General features: G+C 69.4%; 17 protein-coding genes. 6 read left to right on the forward strand and 11 right to left on the reverse strand.

The annotated features are described in order from the left end of the window. Positions 1 to 4 precede the first annotated feature (4 nt). Positions 5 to 1,120 (forward strand): class I SAM-dependent methyltransferase, encoded by a 1,116-nt coding sequence (locus ACFWF2_RS15550; protein WP_379308109.1) that lies wholly within the window; start codon positions 5 to 7, stop codon positions 1,118 to 1,120. Here the strand turns inward: ACFWF2_RS15550 and ACFWF2_RS15555 are convergent. The 6 genes from ACFWF2_RS15555 to ACFWF2_RS15580 all read right to left on the reverse strand — a co-directional run bounded on the left by ACFWF2_RS15555 (position 1,096) and on the right by ACFWF2_RS15580 (position 8,038). Continuing rightward, positions 1,096 to 2,211 carry a glycosyltransferase family 4 protein gene (locus tag ACFWF2_RS15555; RefSeq protein WP_379308110.1) on the reverse strand — a complete coding sequence of 372 codons (1,116 nt, stop codon included), beginning with the start codon at positions 2,209 to 2,211 and terminating at the stop codon, positions 1,096 to 1,098. The genes ACFWF2_RS15550 and ACFWF2_RS15555 overlap by 25 nt on opposite strands. Next, positions 2,198 to 3,268, reverse strand: a complete 1,071-nt coding sequence (locus tag ACFWF2_RS15560; RefSeq protein WP_379308146.1) for a beta-xylosidase — start codon at positions 3,266 to 3,268, stop codon at positions 2,198 to 2,200. The genes ACFWF2_RS15555 and ACFWF2_RS15560 overlap by 14 nt, the downstream gene beginning before the upstream one ends. Beyond that, entirely contained in the window at positions 3,174 to 4,781 is a 1,608-nt protein-coding gene (locus tag ACFWF2_RS15565; RefSeq protein ID WP_379308111.1) for an oligosaccharide flippase family protein, read from the reverse strand. The genes ACFWF2_RS15560 and ACFWF2_RS15565 overlap by 95 nt, the downstream gene beginning before the upstream one ends. After that, positions 4,778 to 5,710 (reverse strand): glycosyltransferase family 4 protein, encoded by a 933-nt coding sequence (locus tag ACFWF2_RS15570; protein WP_379308145.1) that lies wholly within the window; start codon positions 5,708 to 5,710, stop codon positions 4,778 to 4,780. Before ACFWF2_RS15570 ends, ACFWF2_RS15565 begins: the two co-directional genes overlap by 4 nt. 125 nt (positions 5,711 to 5,835) lie before the next feature. Beyond that, entirely contained in the window at positions 5,836 to 7,203 is a 1,368-nt protein-coding gene (locus ACFWF2_RS15575) for an O-antigen ligase family protein (protein ID WP_379308112.1), read from the reverse strand. A 4-nt stretch (positions 7,204 to 7,207) separates the two neighbouring features. Beyond that, on the reverse strand, positions 7,208 to 8,038 hold the full coding sequence (locus ACFWF2_RS15580) for a glycosyltransferase (protein ID WP_379308113.1): 831 nt from the start codon (positions 8,036 to 8,038) through the stop codon (positions 7,208 to 7,210). Between the two features lie 217 nt (positions 8,039 to 8,255). Here ACFWF2_RS15580 and ACFWF2_RS15585 point away from each other — a divergent pair, with 217 nt between their 5' ends. From ACFWF2_RS15585 to ACFWF2_RS15605, 5 genes are all read left to right on the forward strand, one after another. After that, positions 8,256 to 9,353, forward strand: a complete 1,098-nt coding sequence (locus ACFWF2_RS15585; protein ID WP_379308114.1) for a hypothetical protein — start codon at positions 8,256 to 8,258, stop codon at positions 9,351 to 9,353. A 41-nt stretch (positions 9,354 to 9,394) separates the two neighbouring features. Beyond that, positions 9,395 to 10,654, forward strand: coding sequence for a GNAT family N-acetyltransferase (locus ACFWF2_RS15590; protein WP_379308115.1), 1,260 nt, complete (start codon positions 9,395 to 9,397; stop codon positions 10,652 to 10,654). Next, positions 10,654 to 11,985: a glutamate-1-semialdehyde 2,1-aminomutase gene (locus ACFWF2_RS15595; RefSeq protein WP_379308116.1), complete on the forward strand. Its 1,332-nt coding sequence runs from the start codon at positions 10,654 to 10,656 to the stop codon at positions 11,983 to 11,985. The genes ACFWF2_RS15590 and ACFWF2_RS15595 overlap by 1 nt, the downstream gene beginning before the upstream one ends. Further along, positions 11,982 to 13,085: a glycosyltransferase gene (locus ACFWF2_RS15600; protein WP_379308117.1), complete on the forward strand. Its 1,104-nt coding sequence runs from the start codon at positions 11,982 to 11,984 to the stop codon at positions 13,083 to 13,085. Before ACFWF2_RS15595 ends, ACFWF2_RS15600 begins: the two co-directional genes overlap by 4 nt. Before the next feature lie 277 nt (positions 13,086 to 13,362). After that, a complete protein-coding gene (locus tag ACFWF2_RS15605; protein WP_379308118.1) occupies positions 13,363 to 15,393 on the forward strand; it encodes an SDR family oxidoreductase in 2,031 nt (676 codons plus the stop codon). 58 nt (positions 15,394 to 15,451) lie between these two features. On the opposite strand, the gene ACFWF2_RS15610 is transcribed toward ACFWF2_RS15605, so the two are convergent. From ACFWF2_RS15610 to ACFWF2_RS15630, 5 genes are all read right to left on the reverse strand, one after another. After that, a complete protein-coding gene (locus ACFWF2_RS15610; RefSeq protein WP_379308119.1) occupies positions 15,452 to 16,336 on the reverse strand; it encodes an NmrA family NAD(P)-binding protein in 885 nt (294 codons plus the stop codon). Positions 16,337 to 16,488: 152 nt separating this feature from the next. Then, a complete protein-coding gene (locus tag ACFWF2_RS15615; RefSeq protein WP_379308120.1) occupies positions 16,489 to 17,682 on the reverse strand; it encodes an NAD(P)/FAD-dependent oxidoreductase in 1,194 nt (397 codons plus the stop codon). Next, positions 17,679 to 17,861: a rubredoxin gene (locus tag ACFWF2_RS15620; RefSeq protein WP_379308121.1), complete on the reverse strand. Its 183-nt coding sequence runs from the start codon at positions 17,859 to 17,861 to the stop codon at positions 17,679 to 17,681. The genes ACFWF2_RS15615 and ACFWF2_RS15620 overlap by 4 nt, the downstream gene beginning before the upstream one ends. Continuing rightward, a complete protein-coding gene (locus ACFWF2_RS15625; protein WP_379308122.1) occupies positions 17,858 to 18,034 on the reverse strand; it encodes a rubredoxin in 177 nt (58 codons plus the stop codon). Before ACFWF2_RS15625 ends, ACFWF2_RS15620 begins: the two co-directional genes overlap by 4 nt. Beyond that, positions 18,034 to 19,260: an alkane 1-monooxygenase gene (locus ACFWF2_RS15630; protein ID WP_379308123.1), complete on the reverse strand. Its 1,227-nt coding sequence runs from the start codon at positions 19,258 to 19,260 to the stop codon at positions 18,034 to 18,036. Before ACFWF2_RS15630 ends, ACFWF2_RS15625 begins: the two co-directional genes overlap by 1 nt. Positions 19,261 to 19,296 lie beyond the last annotated feature (36 nt).

Below are 19,296 nucleotides of genomic sequence, written 5' to 3' on the forward strand. Positions count from 1 at the left end.
TGCCATGACTCGCCGGTGCCGCGGCTGCGGAAATTCCGTGCTCACTACCGTCCTCGACCTGGGTACGGTCCCCGCGGCCGATCACTTCCCACCGCACGACAGCCCCGTCGATCCGGCGGAGACCGGCCATCCGCTGCGGATGGACCAGTGCGTGGGGTGTGGGCTGGCTCAGCTGGCCGACGACGACACCGTCACCGCCGAACCGCGCGGCATCGAACCGCAGGCGTTGCGCGATCAGGCGGCGGCGGCCGTGCGGCTGGTGCACGCGGCCGGTCTGCTGCACGGGTCGACGGTGGCCGAGTTCGGCAGCCCGCACGGCGGCACCTGGCTCCCGTTGCTCACCGAGCACGGCTTCACCGAGCAGACCGAGGGTGCGGCGGAGGTGGTGCTCGATTGTTTCGGCATCATGCACGAGCCCGATCAGCAGGCCGCGTTCGCCGCGCGCGCCGCGGCGACCGACGCGGACGGTGTGCTGCTGGTGCAGTACCATTCGCTGGCCGCCATTGTCGGGCAGGGGCAGTGGAATGCGTTGCGGCACGGGCATTTCGCGTACTACTCCCTGGCGACGCTGCAAGCTCTGCTGCGCGCGGTGGGGATGAGTGTGGTGACCGCGTGGGAGTTCGAACTCTACGGCGGCACTGTGCTCCTGGCCGCCCGCCATGGTGAGCACACCGCCGATCCGGCTGTCGAGCGGGTGTCGGCGGCCGAAGCCCAGGTGCTCGAAGGGTCGACGCCTGCCCTGCAGCAGGTCGTCGACAAGCACGTTCACGCACTGCGTGAATGGCTGGAAATCGCTGCCGCACAAGGCACTCGGGTGTACGCCTATGGCGCCGCGTCCCGCGCCGTCGCCCTGCTGTCCATGGCGGGCGCGCGACGTGGCCTGCTCGCCGGTGTCGCCGACGCTTCCCCCGCCAAACAGGGCTGCCGGATGCCCGGCACCGATGTGCCCATCATCTCCCCCGCCGCACTCGTCGCCGCCGACCCCGGCGCCGTCCTGCTGACCCTGCCCGATCTGCTCACCGAAGTGCGCAGCCTGCTCCCCGAGCTCGAGGGCCGCTGGTTCGTCGACGACCCGGCCGGGCCGACCGCACCTACCTACGGCAAGACCTTCTCCCGCTGATACTCGCCGAGCAGCACATCGACCATGCGAGGCAGAGTGCGGGACCGGTCGTGACGGATAGCGATATGCGCGCGCCCTGCTTCCCGGAGCCGCGCCCGCAGCTGCGGATCGTGGACGAGCCGGCGCAACGCCTCGCCCAGCGCGACCGGATCATCGGGGGCCACGCACAGCGCGACATCGTCGGTGACATTGCCGCCATGGTCGGTGGCCACCACGGGAACACCCAGGCTCATCGCCTCGAGCACCACCAGCGGACCCGCTTCCGGCAGCACACTCGCCGACACCAGCACATCCCATCCGCGCACCGTCACCAGCGGGTCGACGTGCCCGAGGAAGCGAACCCGGCCCGCCAGATCGGGGAGAGCAGCCCGCTCCCGCAGTTCGGCCAGATACGGTTCGTCCCCCGGCAGGGCGGTACCCGCGATCTCGATGCCGACCTCGGGCAGTTCGGCAGCGGCGGCCAGCAGCACGTGATGGCCTTTCCACGCGGTGATCACACCGAGAATGCCGATCACCGGCGGCCTGCGCTCCACGATCGGGGCGGCCTCGACCGGCCACTGCACCCCCAGCCACGCGACATCCACCTCGAATCCCAGCGCCCGCACCGGCGCGGCCGCACGCTCGGAGACCGCGACGGCCCGGCCGACGGCCCGACGCCCCATCCTGGCGACCACGAATTGCCTTCGGCTGGCCAGAATGTCGTGCACCAGCCAGACCGTCGACCGGCGGCGCGGCACCGACAGGGCCACCGCGGGCAGGGCCATGGTCGAGTTGACCACCAGCTCGACCCGGCCGCCACGCGACACCTTCCGCAACACGATCGCGGCCTGTAACCACCGCCACAGCATGACCAGTGCGGCCCGGACGCGCGCCGCTCCCCGCTGACCGGTCAATCCGAGTTCCCGAATCGGGAGGTGGCCGACCGAGTCGGGCAGCCGGGCACTGAGCGGGCCCGTCGGGCAGACCACCCGCACCCGGTACCCACGCGCCACAGCCACTTCGATGACATCGAGCATGACCTTCTCGGCGCCGGACGCCTGCGCGGTGTGAGCGACGAACACCAACTCATGTACCCCGCTATCGACCGGCACGCAGCACCTCCGCATGGGTGCGCAGCACGGTCACGGCCGGCTTTTCGGTGTAGTCACGCCGCAGCATCCCGAAGTTCTGTTCGAGGTCGTTGCCGTCGGGACCGGCATCGACCAGGGAGTAGACGAACACCGGTCCGACATCGTGGATCGCGGTAACCAGACCGAGTCCCTGATCGATGATCCTGGCCTGCACGTCCTCGCTCACGGCCCGCGCACCGGTTCCGGTCGGCGCACCGAACTCGGTGGGCCACAACTGCATGGTGGTGTCGTGGTGGGAGTCCATGATCCGCCGGATCCGCATCAGGTTCCCGAACGCGTTGTACCAGCTCTGCGAGTCCGGCAGCTCGGGATAGGAGTACGGGTGCACGGCGATCGCGTCGAAGTCGGCGTCGGCGCCGAGTTCGTAGAGGTCCTCGACGAACGACGTCGGCGAGATGTCCTGGCCGTTGTCGGCCGCGGGCGCCAACCCGCCGACAAGGACCTGACCGTGCGGCTGCCGCGCGCGCACCGCCTGGGCGGCCTGGCGCAGCAGATGCGCGTAGGTGGCGACATCGGGGCGCGGTGCGAAGAACGCCGTGACGTTGGGTTCGTTCCAGATCTCCCAGTGTGCGATCTGGTTCTTGTAGTGCTCGACGGCATCACCGACGAACCTGCCGAACAACACCGGTTGCGGGGCGGCTTTGCTGCCGCCCACACCACCGTGGGGTCCGGCCCAGGCCGGGGCGTAGGTGAGAATCGCCAGCACCGACAGATCGTGTGCCCGCGCCGCCCGCACCGCGCGGTCGGTCGCCGACCAATCCTGTTTTCCGCGAACGGGTTCGATCACCGACCAGTCGATATCGATGCGGACCCAGGTGGCGCCGGTCGCGGCGACCAGACCCATCTGCCGATCCAGTTCCTCGGCGCTGAGCTGGAGCCAGGAGTGGCCGCCGGAGATTCCCAGACCTGATCGGATCACGGTGTCAGTGCTCGCGGTCGGCTCCGGTGCGCAACCGAGCACTGTCGCCAGGACGACCACCGCGGTCAGCCCCGCCCGAGCGATCCGCCACAGTGTCATCAGTTTTCGGCCCTCGCAAGCTTCGTATCGTCAATCCCTCGGTCCTTCGCATGATGCTTCCGGCGATGAGAAGGTATATCAGGCAGGCCACGGCCGAGGTGAGAATCCACGGTGGGGCCCAGCGGTGCGCAATCGCGGTCGCGGCGGCGATCACCGCGACGGCCACACCGGTGACCGTGAGCAGCGTCGTCACCGGCAGCAGCCGCCGCATTCGCACGGTCGCCAGCACGCCCAGCCAGACGGCGGCCAGCAGCACCACCTGTGCCGCCAGGCCCGCGATGACGGCGCCCTCGTAGGACATCCGCGAGATCAACGGCCACGCCACGGCGAGGTTCACACCCAGTGCGGCCGCCGCGATCCAGGGAATCAGGCTGTTGCGGCCGGTGGCCATCAACGCCACCAAGCCCAAATGTGCCAGGGCACCGAGCAGCCCGCCGACGACCTGAAGGCGGCTGGCATCGGCCGCGGCAACGAAATTCGGGCCGAACAGCAGCCCGACCACCTGACCCGCGACCGGCCAGAAGGCCACCAGCGCGGTCAGCCCGAGCACGATCAAGGCCGCGTTGGCCTGGCGGAAGAAGCGCCGGAACCGCACCGGATCACCCGGCCACAAGGCGATCAGCAGGGTCGTCAGCGGTCCGACCACCGCCACCGCCGCGGTATCGAGCAGGTCCGAGAACTTCATGCCGACGGCGAAAAGGCCCACGGACTCGAAGCTGTCGACATGACCGAGCAGCAGCAGCCCGACCTTCTGGAGCATGATGATCAGCGCCAGTCCGATACTCAGCGGCAGCGCCTCACGCAGCATCGGGCTCCACCAGCTCAGCTCGACGCGCCGGGCCGGGATGGGCCCGCCGAGCCCGCGCGCCACCGCGATGATCTTCACCGTCACGGCGACGACCTCGTAGGCGATGGCGGGCACCACGACGAGGAGCAGGGTCGGCGCCCACAGCACCGCCGCCACGGTCAAAGCCAGCTGCACGCAGCGGGCCAGGGACTCGGCCGCGGCGACCAGGGTCAGCCGCATCGTGGACTGGAACAGGATGGTCAAGGCATGGCTCGGGGTGGCGATCACCACCACCAGTCCGGCGAGCGCGGTGGCCGCGACCACCGGTGCCGGACAACGTAATACGAGCACATACCCGATGGCGAGCCCGTAACCGACCAGTCCGAGCACCGTGCGCAACACGATGAACGAGGTGGCGATCTCGGCGGCCTCGGTGGGGTCACCGTGCACGAGTTTGCCGATGACCGCACGCCCGACTCCGAGGTCGGTGATGATCGCGAGCATGCCGAGCAACCCGAAGACGAACGAGAAATAGCCCCATTCGACCGCCGGGAGCATGCGGGCGATGAGCGTGGTGCCGAGCAGGCCGAGCACGGCGGCGAAGATCCGGGCGCCCAGCATCGCCGCGGTGTTGCCGGCCGCGGCACGTCCCGACTGCGCGCGGGACCGGTTCTCGGTGGGGCCACCGCTGGGCCGGGGTGGCGCGGAGACGGCCTCGTCCGTCACGACATCAGCCCGGCCGCACGATAGGCGGCGACCGTCGCCTCGGCCGTCGCCTGCCAGCTCAGTTCGGACATCGCGGCGAGTCCGCGCGCACGCAACTCCCGGTTGGCGGCGTCATCGTGCAGCAGGGGGCGGATGGCGCGCACCCACGATTCGGTGGTCGCGGTAGCCACCAGAACCGCGCCGTCACCGCAGACCTGGGGCAGCGCACCGACCGCGCTCGCCACGACCGCGCCGCCACAGGCCATCGCCTCGACCGGCGGCAGCCCGAAGCCCTCGTACTGCGAGCAGTAGGCGACCACGGTGGCGGCCGCGTACAACGCGGGCAGATCCGCGAGGTCGACGTAGCCGAGCCCGATCGCGCCGCTCGGTGCCTGCGGACCGTCGGATCCGGCGCCGGCCAGCACGAGCGGGACGTCGAGGTCGCGTGCCACTTCGGCCAGCATGGCGACTTGTTTGCGTGGTTCGACGGTGCCGACCTGCAGCACGAACCGCCGCGGCAGCTGATACCGGGCGCGCACCCGCGCCACGGCTGCCTCGTCGGGCACCCGCGCCCATTCGGCGGGAGCCAGCGGCACCACCACCGCCTCGCGACCGAAGCGATCCGCGATCCGTTGCGCGGTGAATTCCGAGACGGCGATGAGCAAGTCGGCCCGGGTCAACGACATCCGCACCAGCAACTGCTCACCGCGTGCCCGATACCGGCTGAACGCCCACGGCACATCGAAGACCGACAGGTCGTGCACCGTACTGACCGTTGCGCCCGGCCCGGACAGGGGAATATCGACATCGAGACCGTGGAAGACATCCATGCCGCGCAGTGGCGCGATACCGTGCCAGGCCCGGCGAGCCCCCGCCGCGACCGGCCGCGACAACGCCGCGATGCCTGATGGCAGCGCGGGCGCGGCGTCGGCCTGCACCAGCGCCGACATCGCGGTTCCGGGCATCAGCCCGGCGATCCGCCCCAGTAGCTCCCGCTGATAGGTAGCCACGCCTGCGCCGTTCGGGCGCAATGCCAGCGCACCGAAACAGACTGCGGGGCTTGCACTTTCACTGTTCACGTTACCTGCTCGGGGACAGAGCTGCGCTCGGCGGCCGGGGACGGGGACTGCTGCTGGGTGACGGCACAGCCGACGACCGCGGCCAGCAACCAGAAGTAGAAATCACTCGGGAAGATCTCGAAGTAGCTCGACGCCACCGCCGCCACCGCGCTGGCCAGCACGGCCGCCGCGACACCGAGCGCCAAGGCCGAATCGGGCCCGCGCATCGTGCGGGACGAGCGCAGCGCCATCAGGTAGATCACCACCAGGATCGCCGAGAACAGCCACACCCCGATCGGCCCCAGTTCGATGAGCAACTTCACGTAGTAGTTGTCGGGTTGATAGGGGCGGCCATAGATTTGGACCTCGCCGGTGGCGTACGGCAAGTCCCCGGCCATCGGGCCCAGTTCCTCGACCAGCAGCCGCGCTGCCGCGGCGCCGGTCGAGCCGAGTCCGTCGCCGAAGGGGTGACTGCCGACGGTCCGCATGACGGTGTTCCAGCCGGTCCCGCGATCGGCCAGGCTCGACGAGGAGAACAGCGAACTGCTGGCCTGCGACGACACCGCGATCCCCCCGATCGCGACCACGGCCACCGAGCCGATGATCACCGGCATCAATTGGCGCCGGTAGCGAACCACCGCCAGCAGCAGGGCGCCGACCAGGAGCCCGGCCAGCGCGGCACGCACCACACTCGCCGCCGCACCGAGGACCAGAATCGGCGTCGTCATCAGGAACAGCCGATTGCGCGGGCGCTTGGGATTCGCGAGTGCGACCGACCCGCCGACGAGCAGGACCATCACCAGGTAGAACGCATACGGAAACGGCTGGTTGAAGGTGCTGAACGAACGCAGCAGGCCGCCGGCGAAGCGGATCGTCTCGTTGTACTTGTAGCCCATCTGCGCCAGGCCCGCGCCGCCGATCACCTGCTGGGCAAGGCCGAACAGCGCGATCGCCACCGACTCCACCATCATGATCGTCACCAGCAGGTCGCGGTCGCGCGCGGTGAACGGGCGCAGATACAGGATCAGCGGGACCACGATGAAATAGAAGAACGTGATCTTGATGGCGAACAGTCCGAGCGTCCCGGCCGTGACGAACGCCGACACGACCCCGAAAACGCACAGTGCGGCGCCGAAGGACCACCACGGCACCACCGGACGCGGATCGGTCTGCCGATGCGGGACGAAAACGGCCACCAGCAGGGTGAGTCCGAGCAGCGCCTCCTTCCAGCCGTTGACCTGCATCCAGCCCGGCGCGATCTCGAGCAGACCGTTGAACGGGACCAGTGCGGCGACCAGCAACACGCCACGCTGCGGCCGGAACCGGATCCAGCGCAGGAACACCCAGCCCACCGGGATGGCGGCCAGGTACAGCAGCGAGCCCATGGACTCAGCCCCGCCCGGCCAGGCGCTTGGTCCGCGCACCCAGGCGCACCAGCGCCTGGCGCAGCACCTTGCCGTCGCCGGCCAGTACGTCGACCGGACCGACCAGGCCGCGGTATTCCCGTCGCGCATGGTGGTTGAACCGCAGCACATCGGAGAATTTGCTGAGGGTCGACGTCGTGGAGGAATGGTTGAACACCGAAGCCCGGTTGATCGCCAGCACCCGGTTGTGGCCGTAGAACCTGCCGCGCGCACACAATCGCGCGACAAGATCGATGTCCATCGCATAGAAGAAATCGGTGCGAAATCCCCCGGTCGCCTCGAATTCGTGGCGCCGGAACAGGAACGCGGCGGTCGGGCACAGCTCGTCGGGCAGCTTGCGCACGAACGCGCCCAGCGCCGTACGCGACGAACACCGCCCGACCAGATTCCCCAGCCCGCGAGCCCGGGCGAGCACTGCGCCCGCGTCGTCGATGACGTCGAACTTGGCACCTGCGACGGCGACCTCGGGATCGCGCAGCGAATCGACCTGCGCCGACAGGCAATCCGGGGTGATCAGGTCGTCGGCACAAACGAGTTTGACCAGATCACCGCGGGCCTGGCTCATCACCCGATTCCAGTTGTCGACCATCGGCAGCACGGTGTCGTTGGTACACAACCGGATTCGCTCGTCGTCGAAGGACCGCACCAGGTCACCGGTGCCGTCGGTGCTGGCATTGTCGAGCACGACGATCTCGAAGTCCACGAAATCCTGCGCGCGGATCGACTCGATGGTCTCGACAATCGTGCGTGCCGCGTTGAATGCCGGGACGCACACCGACACCGGTACCCCCACCACCGCACATCCTCCACAACACTGATCGGGCCTGCGCCGCGCGCCCGTTTCGTGCACAGTACCCGCCTGGCAACCGATATTCACATCGACATCGGTGCAGATCGTTTACCGAACGCGAGGTCCGGGTACTCGTAATGCCCGCCACGTGCCACCGGGTTAGCGGCGCAGCGGAACCCCAGCTAACATCGCGGAAGCAAGATCGGCGAAATGTGGGGGAAGCGTGAGCGAGACCGACCCGGCGGACACGGGCGACGCGGACCTGGGGCGTCCGGCGATGTCCGGGGTGAACATCGCCGACCATCTGCGCCAGCTGGTTCGCGCCCTGCCGATCGCCCTGGTTGTCGCAGCCCTCGTCGGCGGTGCGGTATGGCTGGTCCGCGAAGGCAGCCCCCGAACCTACGAGGCGAGCATCACCGCGCAGATCTCCCAGCAATCCATCGGCGCGGTGTTCAACGAGCTGACCCAGCCCTACATCGTGCTGGTCACCGAGAGCCGGGTGCTCTCGGATGTGGTGAAGAACGGGCTGGCGCCCTCGGAGAACGACCTGCGGCCACGGGTTTCGGCGATGACCGGGCCCGCACCGTCGCTGCTCATCATCAAGGCACAGGCCGGGTCGCCCGAGCAGGCCGAAAAGCTGGTGCTGGCGGTGCAGCAGTCGCTCGACAGTGTCGCGTCCCAGATGCGCACCGAGGCCATCGCCCGTTCGGCCGCCGATCTCGAGGTGCATCGGCGGGCCGTCGAGGACACCTTCACCAAAAGGCTGGCCGAGGATCCGTTGCGCCCGGAACTCAGTTTCGATGCCAGGGATGTGGCGCGCGAGATGGAGTTCCGCCAGGTCCTCGGCATGCCGCGGCTGACTGTGATCGCCAATCCGACCTCGGAACTGGTCGCCCCGCACCCGGTCCAGGAAGGCCTGTTCGCGGGGCTTGCCACGCTGATCATCGTCGCCGAGGCGGTGGTGCTGGCGCGCGGTGCGCTCAGCCGCCGCACCGACCGAACCGGTGGGCTCAGCGGTCGAACCGGTGGGTTGCGTCGCGGCCGGAAAGCCGAGACCGCGGCCGCCACGGCCGCCCCTGTTCCCGCCGCGGCACCCGAGCCGACACCCGGTCCCGCCGCGCCCGCCCAGGCCCCGGCCCAAGCCCCGGCCCCGGCCCCAGCCCCAGCCCCAGCCCCAGCCCCAGCCCCAGCCCCAGCCTCGAAACGTGACACCAGGACCTCGACGCCGGTGGCGTACGACCCCGAGACCACGGTGCTGCCCCGGCAATGGCCGGTCCGTGCCGCCCCGGTGCCGAAGACCACCGGATCGCGCGACGTCTAGACATGGCGTTGTCGCGCAAGACATCCCCCATACCGGGCGACATGTCGCGCCTGATACTGGGCCCTGTTCGCCACGGCGACAGCATCGTCCGCCTGCGGCCGCCGCGCATGTCGGACTTCGCGCAGTGGCGCGAGATCCGGCTGCGTGACCGCCCGTTCATCGAACCGTACTGGGGCACTTCACCACTGAGCTGGGAGCAGCGGCACACGCCCCGGCACTGGGCGCGGGAATGCCTGGTCGCCTGGTCCGATATGCGGGCCGGGCACCGGTACGCCGGGGTCATCGAAGTCGACGGCCGGTTTGTAGGGCAGGTGGAGTACTTCATCATCGACGCGGCCTCGGCGACCGCGGAATCCAGTGGCTGGATCGACGCGCGGTGGGCAGGCCGCGGGGTCATGGCACAGGTGGGCGCGCTGCTGCTCGACTACATGTTCAGCACCCGTGGTGTCACCCGGGTGCTGGCACCGGTCTCACCGGACAACCGACCCGCACTCCGTTGTGTGCGCGGCCTCGGCTACCGCCACCAGGCCACCATGGCACTGGCCTACGACGCCGGTGGGGCGCCCCGGGACCACACCTTGTCGGCGATCAACCCGGCCGACCTCGTAGCGCAGGATCTCCCCGCCCTCATCCCGGCCGAATCAGCCCCGGTCCCAGCCGGTTTTAGGTCCGGCGGTGTGTCGCCCGCAGTAGTCGCGCTCGCCGCCGCCAGGCTGGTCGCGTGGACAGCCCGCGAGCATCTGCGACGCTACGTGCCCGCCGAACCCGTGTCCCTGGTGGTCGCCGATCACCCGAATGCCGTGGTGCGCAGCCTTGTCCGCACGGATCGATCGGCCTGGCGACGTGCCGCGACAGCCCACCGCACCCGGATCACGGTGGCGGTCGGGTCTGCCGAATGGGAACGCAGGCACCGTCGGGCCGGGTGGTACCGCGCACTGTGGAACACCCGATTCGGTCTCCGGTCACCGGTGGGCCTGCGGCTGGTGCTGCACGTGAACGATTACTACGCAGGCGAATTCCGCCTGTACGACTCCCTGCTGCCGGGTCAGGCCACCAGCCTGTTCACCTGGGCCGACCCCGATCTCGCCGATACCGAACTCTGGGCCGCGGCGCTGCGCGCGGTCACCGAGTACGGGTTCACCGAGCTCGGGCTGCGGCGGATAGCGGCCGAGATTCCGGTCGACGACACCGTCACGTCCGCTGTGGTTGCCGCCGCCGGCTTCGTGCACGAAGGTGTCCTGACCGACCATCGTGGCCCCACCGGGCTGCACACCGACCACGGTTTGTGGGGGCTCACCTGATGCGCAGTTTCGAACGCAGTGCCGCGATCCAGGCTCGCCTGCACGACCTTGTTCCCGGCGGCGCGCACACCTATGCCCGTGGCGCCGACCAGTACCCCGAGCGGATGGCACCGATCCTGGTGCGCGGCAAGGGTGCTCGCGTGTGGGACGTCGACGGCAACGAGTTCGTCGAATACGGGATGGGGCTGCGGTCGGTCACCCTGGGCCACGGCTACGAACCGGTGCTGCGCGCGGCCACCCTCGCCGCCGCCGACGGCCTGAGCTTCTCCCGACCGACCGAACTCGAACTATGTGCCGCGCAGGACTTCCTGGACCTCGTACCGAGCGCCGACATGGTGAAATTCGCGAAGAACGGCTCCGACGCCACCAGCGCGGCGGTGCGCCTGGCCAGAGCCGTGACCGGCCGGACCACGATCGCCGTCTGCGATCAGCCGTTCTTCTCCGTCGACGACTGGTTCATCGGAACCACCGACATGGCGGCCGGGATCCCCGCCGCCGACACCGTGAAGTTCGCCTACAACGATCTCGACGCACTCGCGGCGACACTCGCGGGCGACACCGTCGCCGCCGTTTTCCTCGAGGCCGCGACGGCCATGGCCGAGCCGATGCCCGGATACCTGGAAGGTGTTCGTGCCCTGTGTGATCGGCACGGCACGCTGCTGGTGTTCGACGAGATGATCACCGGTTTCCGCTGGTCGGCCGGTGGTGCGCAGGCCGTGTACGGGGTGACACCGGACCTGTCGTGCTGGGGCAAGGCGATGGGCAACGGATTCCCCATTTCCGCGCTCGCGGGCAAGCGCGAGTACATGGAGCGCGGCGGCCTGCGCACCGACCACGACCGGGTCTTCCTGCTGTCCACCACGCACGGGCCCGAGACCGCGTCGCTGGCCGCGTTCCGCGCCGTCGTCCACGCCTACCGCACCGAGGACCCGATCGCCCGGATGGAGCAGGCGGGCCGGGCACTCGCCGACGGAGTGAATGCCGTCGCCGACGCGCTCGGCATCGCCGAGTACCTCCAGGTCCGCGGCAGACCGTCGTGCCTGATCTTCCGCACACTGGATGCCGAAGGCGCACCGTCGCAAGCCTTTCGGACACTGTTTCTCCAGGAACTGCTCGAGCATGGTGTGCTCGGCCAGTCGTTCGTCACCTCGGCCGCCCACGACGCCGACGCGATCGCCGCCACGATCGCCGCGTGCGCGGCGGCGGCTCCGGTGTATCGCCGCGCGATCGAGCGCGGCACCGTCGACGGGCTGCTGCGCGGCCGCCCCGTCGCCCCCGCTCTGCGTCGCACCGCGGCGCCCCGACAGATCGAAGTGAGCACCTACCGATGACCCGCGTCGCCCTCGTGCACGAACGTTTCACCGAATTCGGCGGATCCGAGGCGGTTGTCGGTGAGTTCGTCGAAACCTGGCCCGACGCTAAGGTTTTCGCGCCGATCGTCGCGCCGGGCGGGCTTCGCGAACCGGTCCGCACCGTCCACGACAGCTGGCTCAGCCGGGCACACACCGTCACCGGCGGCAGGCACGCGCCACTGCTGCCGCTGGTGCCGCGCGCATTCCGGCGCATGCCGTTGCGTGACTTCGATGTCGTGGTGGTCAGCCACCACGCTTTCGCCACCCAGGCCGCGCTGGCCACCGGCGCACCGGTCGTGGCGTATGTGCACAGCCCGGCCCGGTGGGCCTGGGATCGCGAATTCCGCCTGCAGGAGGCGGGCGGCCGCGCTGGCCAGCTCGCGCTCGGTGCGCTGGGTGCCCTGGCCCGGCGCGGCGAACTGCGCGCCGCGCCACGGCTGACGCACGTCGTCGCCAACTCCCACGCGGTGGCCCAGCGGGTCATCGACTGGTGGGGCCTGCCAGCCTCGGTGGTCAACCCGCCTGTGCATGTCGCCCGGTTCACCCCCGATCCGGGCGTTGCCCGCGAGGACTTCTTCCTCTGCGCGGGCAGGCTGGTGCCCTACAAGCGCGCCGACCTGGCGATTCGCGCGGCACAACGCGCGGGCGTTCGCCTCGTCGTCCTCGGGGAGGGACGCTTCCGCGCCCAGCTCGAGGCGATCGCTGGCCCGGAGACGACCTTCCTCGGCGCCACCTCCGCCGAGCAGCTACAGGACATGTACCGGCGCTGCCAGGCGCTGCTCATGCCCGGCATCGAGGACTTCGGCATCGTCCCCGTCGAGGCGATGGCGTGCGGCGCGCCGGTGCTGGCCGTCGGCGCCGGCGGTGCGCTCGACACGGTCCGCCCCGGAGTCACCGGGGAGTACGTGCCCGCCGGTTCCGATGACGACGTCGTGGCGGCGCTGGCCGCGGTGATGAGCGACTTCCGTTCGGCGACCTACGATCCGGCGAAGATCCGCGCCCACGCGGGCACCTTCGCCCCCGAGGTGTTCCGCGCCAGGATGGCCGCCGTCGTCGGCGACGTGCTGGCGGAACGATAGCGGCAAGTTGTCCGAAACTTACAGTTACTGAAATTAACTGTCACACACACCCTTTGACCTGCGGCGACTGGTGACCATTCCCACACGATAACCGGGCGCCACGAGCTTGCCCAGCTAGGTTACTGACGAGTACGGTAAAGGCCAGCCGGGACGACGAGGTGCCCGGTTTCTCTCCAGCCATCTGCTGCTGGACTTCAACCGTTGATGCCCGCATCCACCGCCGCATGCCGGATCACTGTTGCACGACACCGTGTTTCGAGAATTTTCAGGAGGGGCGATGGTTTCCTACATCGTGACAGGCGGTACCGGGTTTCTGGGTCGGCGAGTGGTGCGGGGGCTGCTCGCAGCCGACCCCACCGCGATCGTGCACGTGCTCGTGCGCGCCGAGTCGCTGGCGAAGTTCGCCGCGCTGACCGCGCAGTATCCCGACGGCGATCGGGTGTTCGCGCTGGTCGGCGACCTGACCGCCGACGGTCTCGGCCTGGGCGACGAGCCGCCGCGCGCGGACCACGTGCTGCATCTGGGCGCCGTCTACGACATGACCGCCGACGAACAGACCTCGCACGCGGCCAATGTCGCGGGCACCCGCTCGGTGATCGAGCTGGCGCGCAGGCTCGATGCCGTGCTGCACCACGTGTCCTCGGTGGCGGTGGCCGGTGATCATCGCGGCAAGTTCTTCGAGGAGGATTTCGACCTCGGCCAGAACCTGACCTCGCCGTATCACCGCACCAAGTTCGCCGCCGAGAAGCTGGTCCGCGAGGCGACCGACGTGCGCTCGCGGGTGTATCGCCCGGCGATCGTGGTCGGCGATTCGCGCACCGGCGAGATGGACAAGATCGACGGCCCCTACTACTTCTTCCAGGCGATCGCCGCGCTGTCGGCGCTGCCTGCCGAGTTGCCGCTGCCGCTGCCCGATCTGGGCGCGACCAATGTGGTGCCGGTCGACTATGTCGCCGAGGCGATGGTGCGGCTGGTGCGCCGCGACGGGCTGGACGGGCGCACATTCCACCTGGTCAACCCGGAGCCGCAGCCCTTCGGCGACATCTACCGTGCCCTCGCGACCGCCGCGGGCGGCCCCGCGGGCATCGGCACGGTGCCGGGTAGTGCCCGCGCGCTCAACAGCCTCGGCCATGTCCCCGGCGCGCATGCGGTGCGCGATTTCCTGTTCGAGCAGGCGGGCATTCCGGCGGCTGTGGCCCCGCATGTCGGTTTCACCGCCGAGTTCGTCGCCGATTCCACCCAGGCCCAGCTGCCCGGGCTGACGGTGCCCGCGTTCGACACCTACGCCGAGCGGCTGTGGGATTTCTGGCGCGCGAACCTGGACCCGCACCGTGGCCGTCCCGCGGCCGACGCCGACCGGCTCTCGGGCCGGATCGTGCTCATCACCGGCGCGTCCTCGGGGATCGGTCTGGCCACCGCCCATGCGGTCGCCCGGCGCGGCGCCACCGTGCTCATGGTGGCTCGCGGTGTCGAAGACCTCACCGCCGCAGCGGAATCCGTGCGCGCCGAGGGTGGCACCGCGTTCGCCTACCCGTGCGACATCACCGACGCGACGGCCGTGGACGCCCTGGTGGGGCAGCTGCTGACCGAGCACGGTCACGTCGACTACCTGATCAACAATGCGGGCCGGTCGATTCGCCGTTCGGTCGCCAATTCCGTCGACCGCATGCACGATTTCGAGCGCACCATGGCGGTGAACTACTTCGGCGCCGTGCGGCTGATCCTGGCGCTGCTGCCGTCGATGCGTGAGCGGCATTTCGGCCACATCGTCAACATCTCCTCGATCGCGGTCCAGACCAAGGTGCCCCGGTTCGCCGCCTACGCTGCGAGCAAGTCGGCGCTGGACAACTTCAGCGAGATCGCCGCCGTCGAGAACCGTGGCGCCGGTGTCACTTTCACGTCCATCCGGATGCCGCTCGTGCGCACCCCGATGATCGCGCCCACCGATCTCTACCGCGCCCTGCCGCTGCCCGACCCGGAGCGTGCCGCCGACATCGTGGTCCGCGCGCTGCTCGAGCGTCCCGACCGCATCGACACCCCCGTCGGCACCTTCTCCCAGGCCGTCGAGATGTTCCTGCCGTCGCTCAAGCGCACGATCATGCACACCGGTTACCGGCTGTTCGGTGAATCGACGGCGGCGCAGGGCAAGTCGGTTCCGGCACAGGCGGCCGCCGAGCCCGCGTCGACCGAGCCCGCCGAGCCGAGCCGCAACGCACTCACCGTGCTGGCTCCGGTTCTCACCCCGCTGATGGTGATGCCGGGCCCGGCTGCCCGCGTGAGCCGGATGCTGCCCGGCGTGCACTGGTAGTCGTCGGTCGCCAGGACCGAGGGGCCGGTCACGACGCTGTCGTGACCGGCCCTGTTCGTCACCGCAGGTGTGTGCGGGCCCAGGCGGCGAGGGTGGTCGGGGTCGTGGTGCGGATCGAACGTTCGTCCTCGGCAACGAATCCCGAGCTCAGTCCCTTCGACATGCCCGCGATGCCGTCGATCTGCGCCGCGCCGAGACCCGCGGAGCGCAGGGCGGCCCGCAACTCGTCGTCGGTGATCTGCACGGCGGTGACGTCACGTCCGATCTCCGCGCTCAGGATGTCGGCGACGTCGGCGAAGGTCAGATCCTGCGGTCCGTGCACGGCTTGCACGACTCGCCCCGACCACGCACCGGACAGCAGCCGGGCCGCGGCCACCTCGCCGATGTCGCGCGGATCGACCCACGGCATGGCGTGGTCGAGCGGCCACGGCGTGGACAATGTTCCCGTCCGGATCTCGTCGAGCTGGGTGAGCAGATTGGTGAAGAAGTAGCCGCACCGCAGATGCAGCACGTTCGCACCGGTCGCGTCCAGCAGTTCCTCGGTGCGCGCCAGTCCGTCGATCTCCCCTGCCCCGCACCGCTTCTCGGCGCCGATACTGCTGAGGAACACCGTGGCCTCGATCCCGTTTTCGGTCACCGCTCGCGCCGCCGACTCCCCCATCCGCGCGTACCCGGCGACCGGATCATCGTCGACGAGTGCGGGCGGATCGACCCAGAACAGCCGCTCCGCGCCCCGGGTGGCCGCCACCACCGCCGCCGGATCACCCTGGTCGGCCTGCACCACTTCGACGTACGCGCGCGTGGCCGCGTCCAGCCGCGACGGGTCTCGCATCAGCACCCTCGGCCGGACCCCCGCCTGCACCAGCAGCCGGACCACGCGCGAGCCCACATGCCCGAGTGGTGTGGTGACGACAATCCTCTTCTCGTGTGCGCTGTCTCCCATCCCTGCACGCTACGACCGATTGCGGTCAGTCTCCGGCCGCAATTCCTGCACCGGAACACTCCGCGCCCAGACGGTGACCAGACGCCCTCCCGCGAATGTCCCCCCTGCGGACATCCCCTAGCGAAGAGGGCGTCTGGTCTGGTATCGCGGTGTCAGCTGACGGCGACCGGGGTCGGTGGCGCACCGAACTGCCATCGTTCACCCGCGGCGATGAGGGGGCGGGTCGCGCGGAGCTCACGCGGTCTGCCCATGGCGACGGCCCCGACCGGGCGGCCGTCGCGCAGCGCCACGGCGAGGAAGTCCCTGGCATCGAGGTCACCGTCGACGACCAGTTCGTCGTGCGGGTGGACCCAGCCCGCGAATTGCATCGAGACACCGTGCTGATCGGTCCAGCCCCAGGGGACTTCCGCGACCGCGGCCGGGTGGCCGAGGATGGACATGGCAGCCGCGGCGCCGGCTGTCATGGCGGAGTTCCAGTGCTGACCACGTTCGAATTCGCCACGGAGCGGATGGAATCCGGTGGTGGCGTCGCCGGCGGCGAAGACACCGGGGGCCGACGTGCGGTAGTGCTGGTCGACGATGATGCCGTCGTTCACCGCTATTCCGGCGGCCTCGGCAAGCGAGGTCTCGGGGACCGAGCCGATGGCGACCAGCGCGGCGGCCGCCGACCAGGTGCGCCCGTCGGCGGCGGTGGCGGTGACGCCGTCGCTGGTGTCGACGAGTTGCGTTGTCGCGGTGTCGTTCTCGACCACCACACCGTGCTCGACGTGGATGCGGTGCACCAGCTCCGACACCGCGGCGGGCACCACCCGATCCAGCAGCGCCGGACCGGCGTTGAGCAGCGTCACCTGCGCGCCGAGCCCGCGGGCGGTGGCCGCGACCTCGCAGCCGATCAGCCCACCGCCGACGATCAGCAGCGAACCACCCTCGACGACGGCAGTCCGGAGTGCGCTGATGTCGGCACGATTACGCAAGGTATGCACGCGGGTCGACGCGGTGTCGATCGACCGGGCCCGCGCCCCGGTGGCCAGCAGCAGGCTGTCGTAGCCGAGCACCTCACCGGTGCCCAATCGCACTGTCGCACGGTCGGTGTCGACGGCGTCCACGCCGAAGGCCGGGCGCAGGTCGATCCGGTTGTCGGTCCAGAACTTCACCGGCTTGAGCACCGCGCGGTCGAACGACGCGGCGCCGGCCAGGAGTTCCTTGGACACCGCCGGCCGACGGTATGGCAGGTCCGGTTCCGCGCCGACGAGGACGATCTCGCCGTCGTAACCCTCGCGCCGCAGCGTCTGGGCCGCGGTAGCACCGGCGACACCGGTGCCGACGATGACGATCCTGGCGCTCATCCGCGACTCACCTCGAGCATCTCGAAGTCGGCCTTGGCGGCGCCGCAATCCGGGCACGACCAGTCGTCGGAGATGTCGTCCCAGCGGGTGCCCGGCTCGATGCCGTCCTCGGGCCAGCCCAGCGCCTCGTCGTATTCGAAACCGCACTGCACGCAACGGAACAGCTTGTAGTCGTTCATCGCGAAATCTCCTCGCTCAGCTGGAAATCGAGCTTCTCGCGGACACCGCAGTCGGGGCAGCACCAGTCGTCGGGAATCGCCGACCATGCCGTGCCCGCGGGGAAACCCTCACGGGGAGCGCCGGTTTGCTCGTCGTAGCGGTAGCCGCACACGGGACAGAGGTAGGCAGCCATCAGCGTGCTCCGTACTTCGCCAGGACCTTGTCCCGCTTGGCGGGCTGGATGTTCACGCGGGTGATGTCGCCGTCGTAGTGCGCGAGCACGCGCGGGTCCATCACCTTGCGCCACAGCGGGGTCAGGTAGGCCAGGCCGATCAGGCTGGCGTAGCCGCTGGGCAGTTCGGGCGCGCCGTCCATGTGCCGCAGCGTCTGATAGCGGCGGGTCGGGTTGGCGTGGTGATCGCTGTGCCGCTGCAGGTGGTAGAGGAAGATATTGGTGACGATGTGGTCGGAGTTCCAGCTGTGCTCGGGGGTGCAGCGCTCATAGCGACCCGAGGCGGTCTTCTGCCGGAGCAGACCGTAGTGCTCGAGGTAGTTCACCGTCTCCAGCAGCGAGAACCCATACACCGCCTGGATCAGCAGGAACGGCAGAATCACCGGACCGAACACCGCGACCAGCACCGCCCACAGCACCACCGTCATCAGCCACGCGTTGAGCACATCGTTGTGCATCGTGAACGGCCCCTTGCCGAGTCGCTCGAGGCGGGTGCGCTCGAGCTCCCACGCCGAGATCAGGCTGCCCCACACGCTGCGCGGCAGGAACGTCCAGAACGACTCGCCGAAGCGGGCGCTGGCCGGGTCCTCCGGGGTGGACACCCGCACGTGGTGGCCGCGGTTGTGCTCGATGTAGAAGTGGCCGTATCCGGTCTGGGCGAGGGTGATCTTCGACAGCCAGCGCTCCAGCTCGTCCTTCTTGTGGCCGAGTTCGTGCGCGGTGTTGATGCCGATGCCGCCCATGGCGCCGATGGTGAAGGCCAGGCCGATCTTCGAGACGACGCCGAGACCGCCGTCGATGCCGAGCCAGGACAGGTCGTCGGCCGACCACAGATAGCAGGCGAAGACCAGGCTCACCAGTTGCAGCGGGATGTAGGCGTAGGTGCAGTACCGGTAGTACCGGTCGTTCTCGAGCAGCTCCATCACCTCCTCCGGCGGGTTCTTGCCGTCGGGACCGAAGAAGCGATCCAGGATCGGCAGCAACACGTACACCAGCAGCGGCCCCAGCCACCACCAGACCGGCGCGACCGACTCCCAGCCCAGCTGATTGAAGACCCACACGAAGGCCGAGGCCAACAGCGCGGAACTGGGCGCGACCAGGCCGAACAGCCACAGGTAGCGCTTGGGATCGCGCCAGTGCAGGACTGCCGCCGACCCTTCGTGGTCGTCGATGCGAGATGTCGTCATGTCGTTCTCCTGATCGCCGAGACACAAGCTCGGACA

Origin of the sequence: Nocardia sp. NPDC060259 (genome assembly GCF_042728775.1) — a bacterium.
GTDB lineage: Bacteria > Actinomycetota > Actinomycetes > Mycobacteriales > Mycobacteriaceae > Nocardia.

Bases quoted from the DNA above. Each gene is read 5' to 3' on its own strand.
- ACFWF2_RS15550 (WP_379308109.1), top strand. From the start codon at position 5: ATGACTCGCCGGTGCCGCGGCTGCGGAAATTCCGTGCTCACTACCGTC.
- ACFWF2_RS15560 (WP_379308146.1), bottom strand. From the start codon at position 3,268: ATGACACTGTGGCGGATCGCTCGGGCGGGGCTGACCGCGGTGGTCGTC.
- ACFWF2_RS15570 (WP_379308145.1), bottom strand. From the start codon at position 5,710: ATGTCGGCGCTGGTGCAGGCCGACGCCGCGCCCGCGCTGCCATCAGGC.
- ACFWF2_RS15575 (WP_379308112.1), bottom strand. From the start codon at position 7,203: ATGGGCTCGCTGCTGTACCTGGCCGCCATCCCGGTGGGCTGGGTGTTC.
- ACFWF2_RS15590 (WP_379308115.1), top strand. From the start codon at position 9,395: ATGTCGCGCCTGATACTGGGCCCTGTTCGCCACGGCGACAGCATCGTC.
- ACFWF2_RS15595 (WP_379308116.1), top strand. From the start codon at position 10,654: ATGCGCAGTTTCGAACGCAGTGCCGCGATCCAGGCTCGCCTGCACGAC.
- ACFWF2_RS15600 (WP_379308117.1), top strand. From the start codon at position 11,982: ATGACCCGCGTCGCCCTCGTGCACGAACGTTTCACCGAATTCGGCGGA.
- ACFWF2_RS15605 (WP_379308118.1), top strand. From the start codon at position 13,363: ATGGTTTCCTACATCGTGACAGGCGGTACCGGGTTTCTGGGTCGGCGA.
- ACFWF2_RS15610 (WP_379308119.1), bottom strand. From the start codon at position 16,336: ATGGGAGACAGCGCACACGAGAAGAGGATTGTCGTCACCACACCACTC.
- ACFWF2_RS15615 (WP_379308120.1), bottom strand. From the start codon at position 17,682: ATGAGCGCCAGGATCGTCATCGTCGGCACCGGTGTCGCCGGTGCTACC.
- ACFWF2_RS15620 (WP_379308121.1), bottom strand. From the start codon at position 17,861: ATGAACGACTACAAGCTGTTCCGTTGCGTGCAGTGCGGTTTCGAATAC.
- ACFWF2_RS15625 (WP_379308122.1), bottom strand. From the start codon at position 18,034: ATGGCTGCCTACCTCTGTCCCGTGTGCGGCTACCGCTACGACGAGCAA.
- ACFWF2_RS15630 (WP_379308123.1), bottom strand. From the start codon at position 19,260: ATGACGACATCTCGCATCGACGACCACGAAGGGTCGGCGGCAGTCCTG.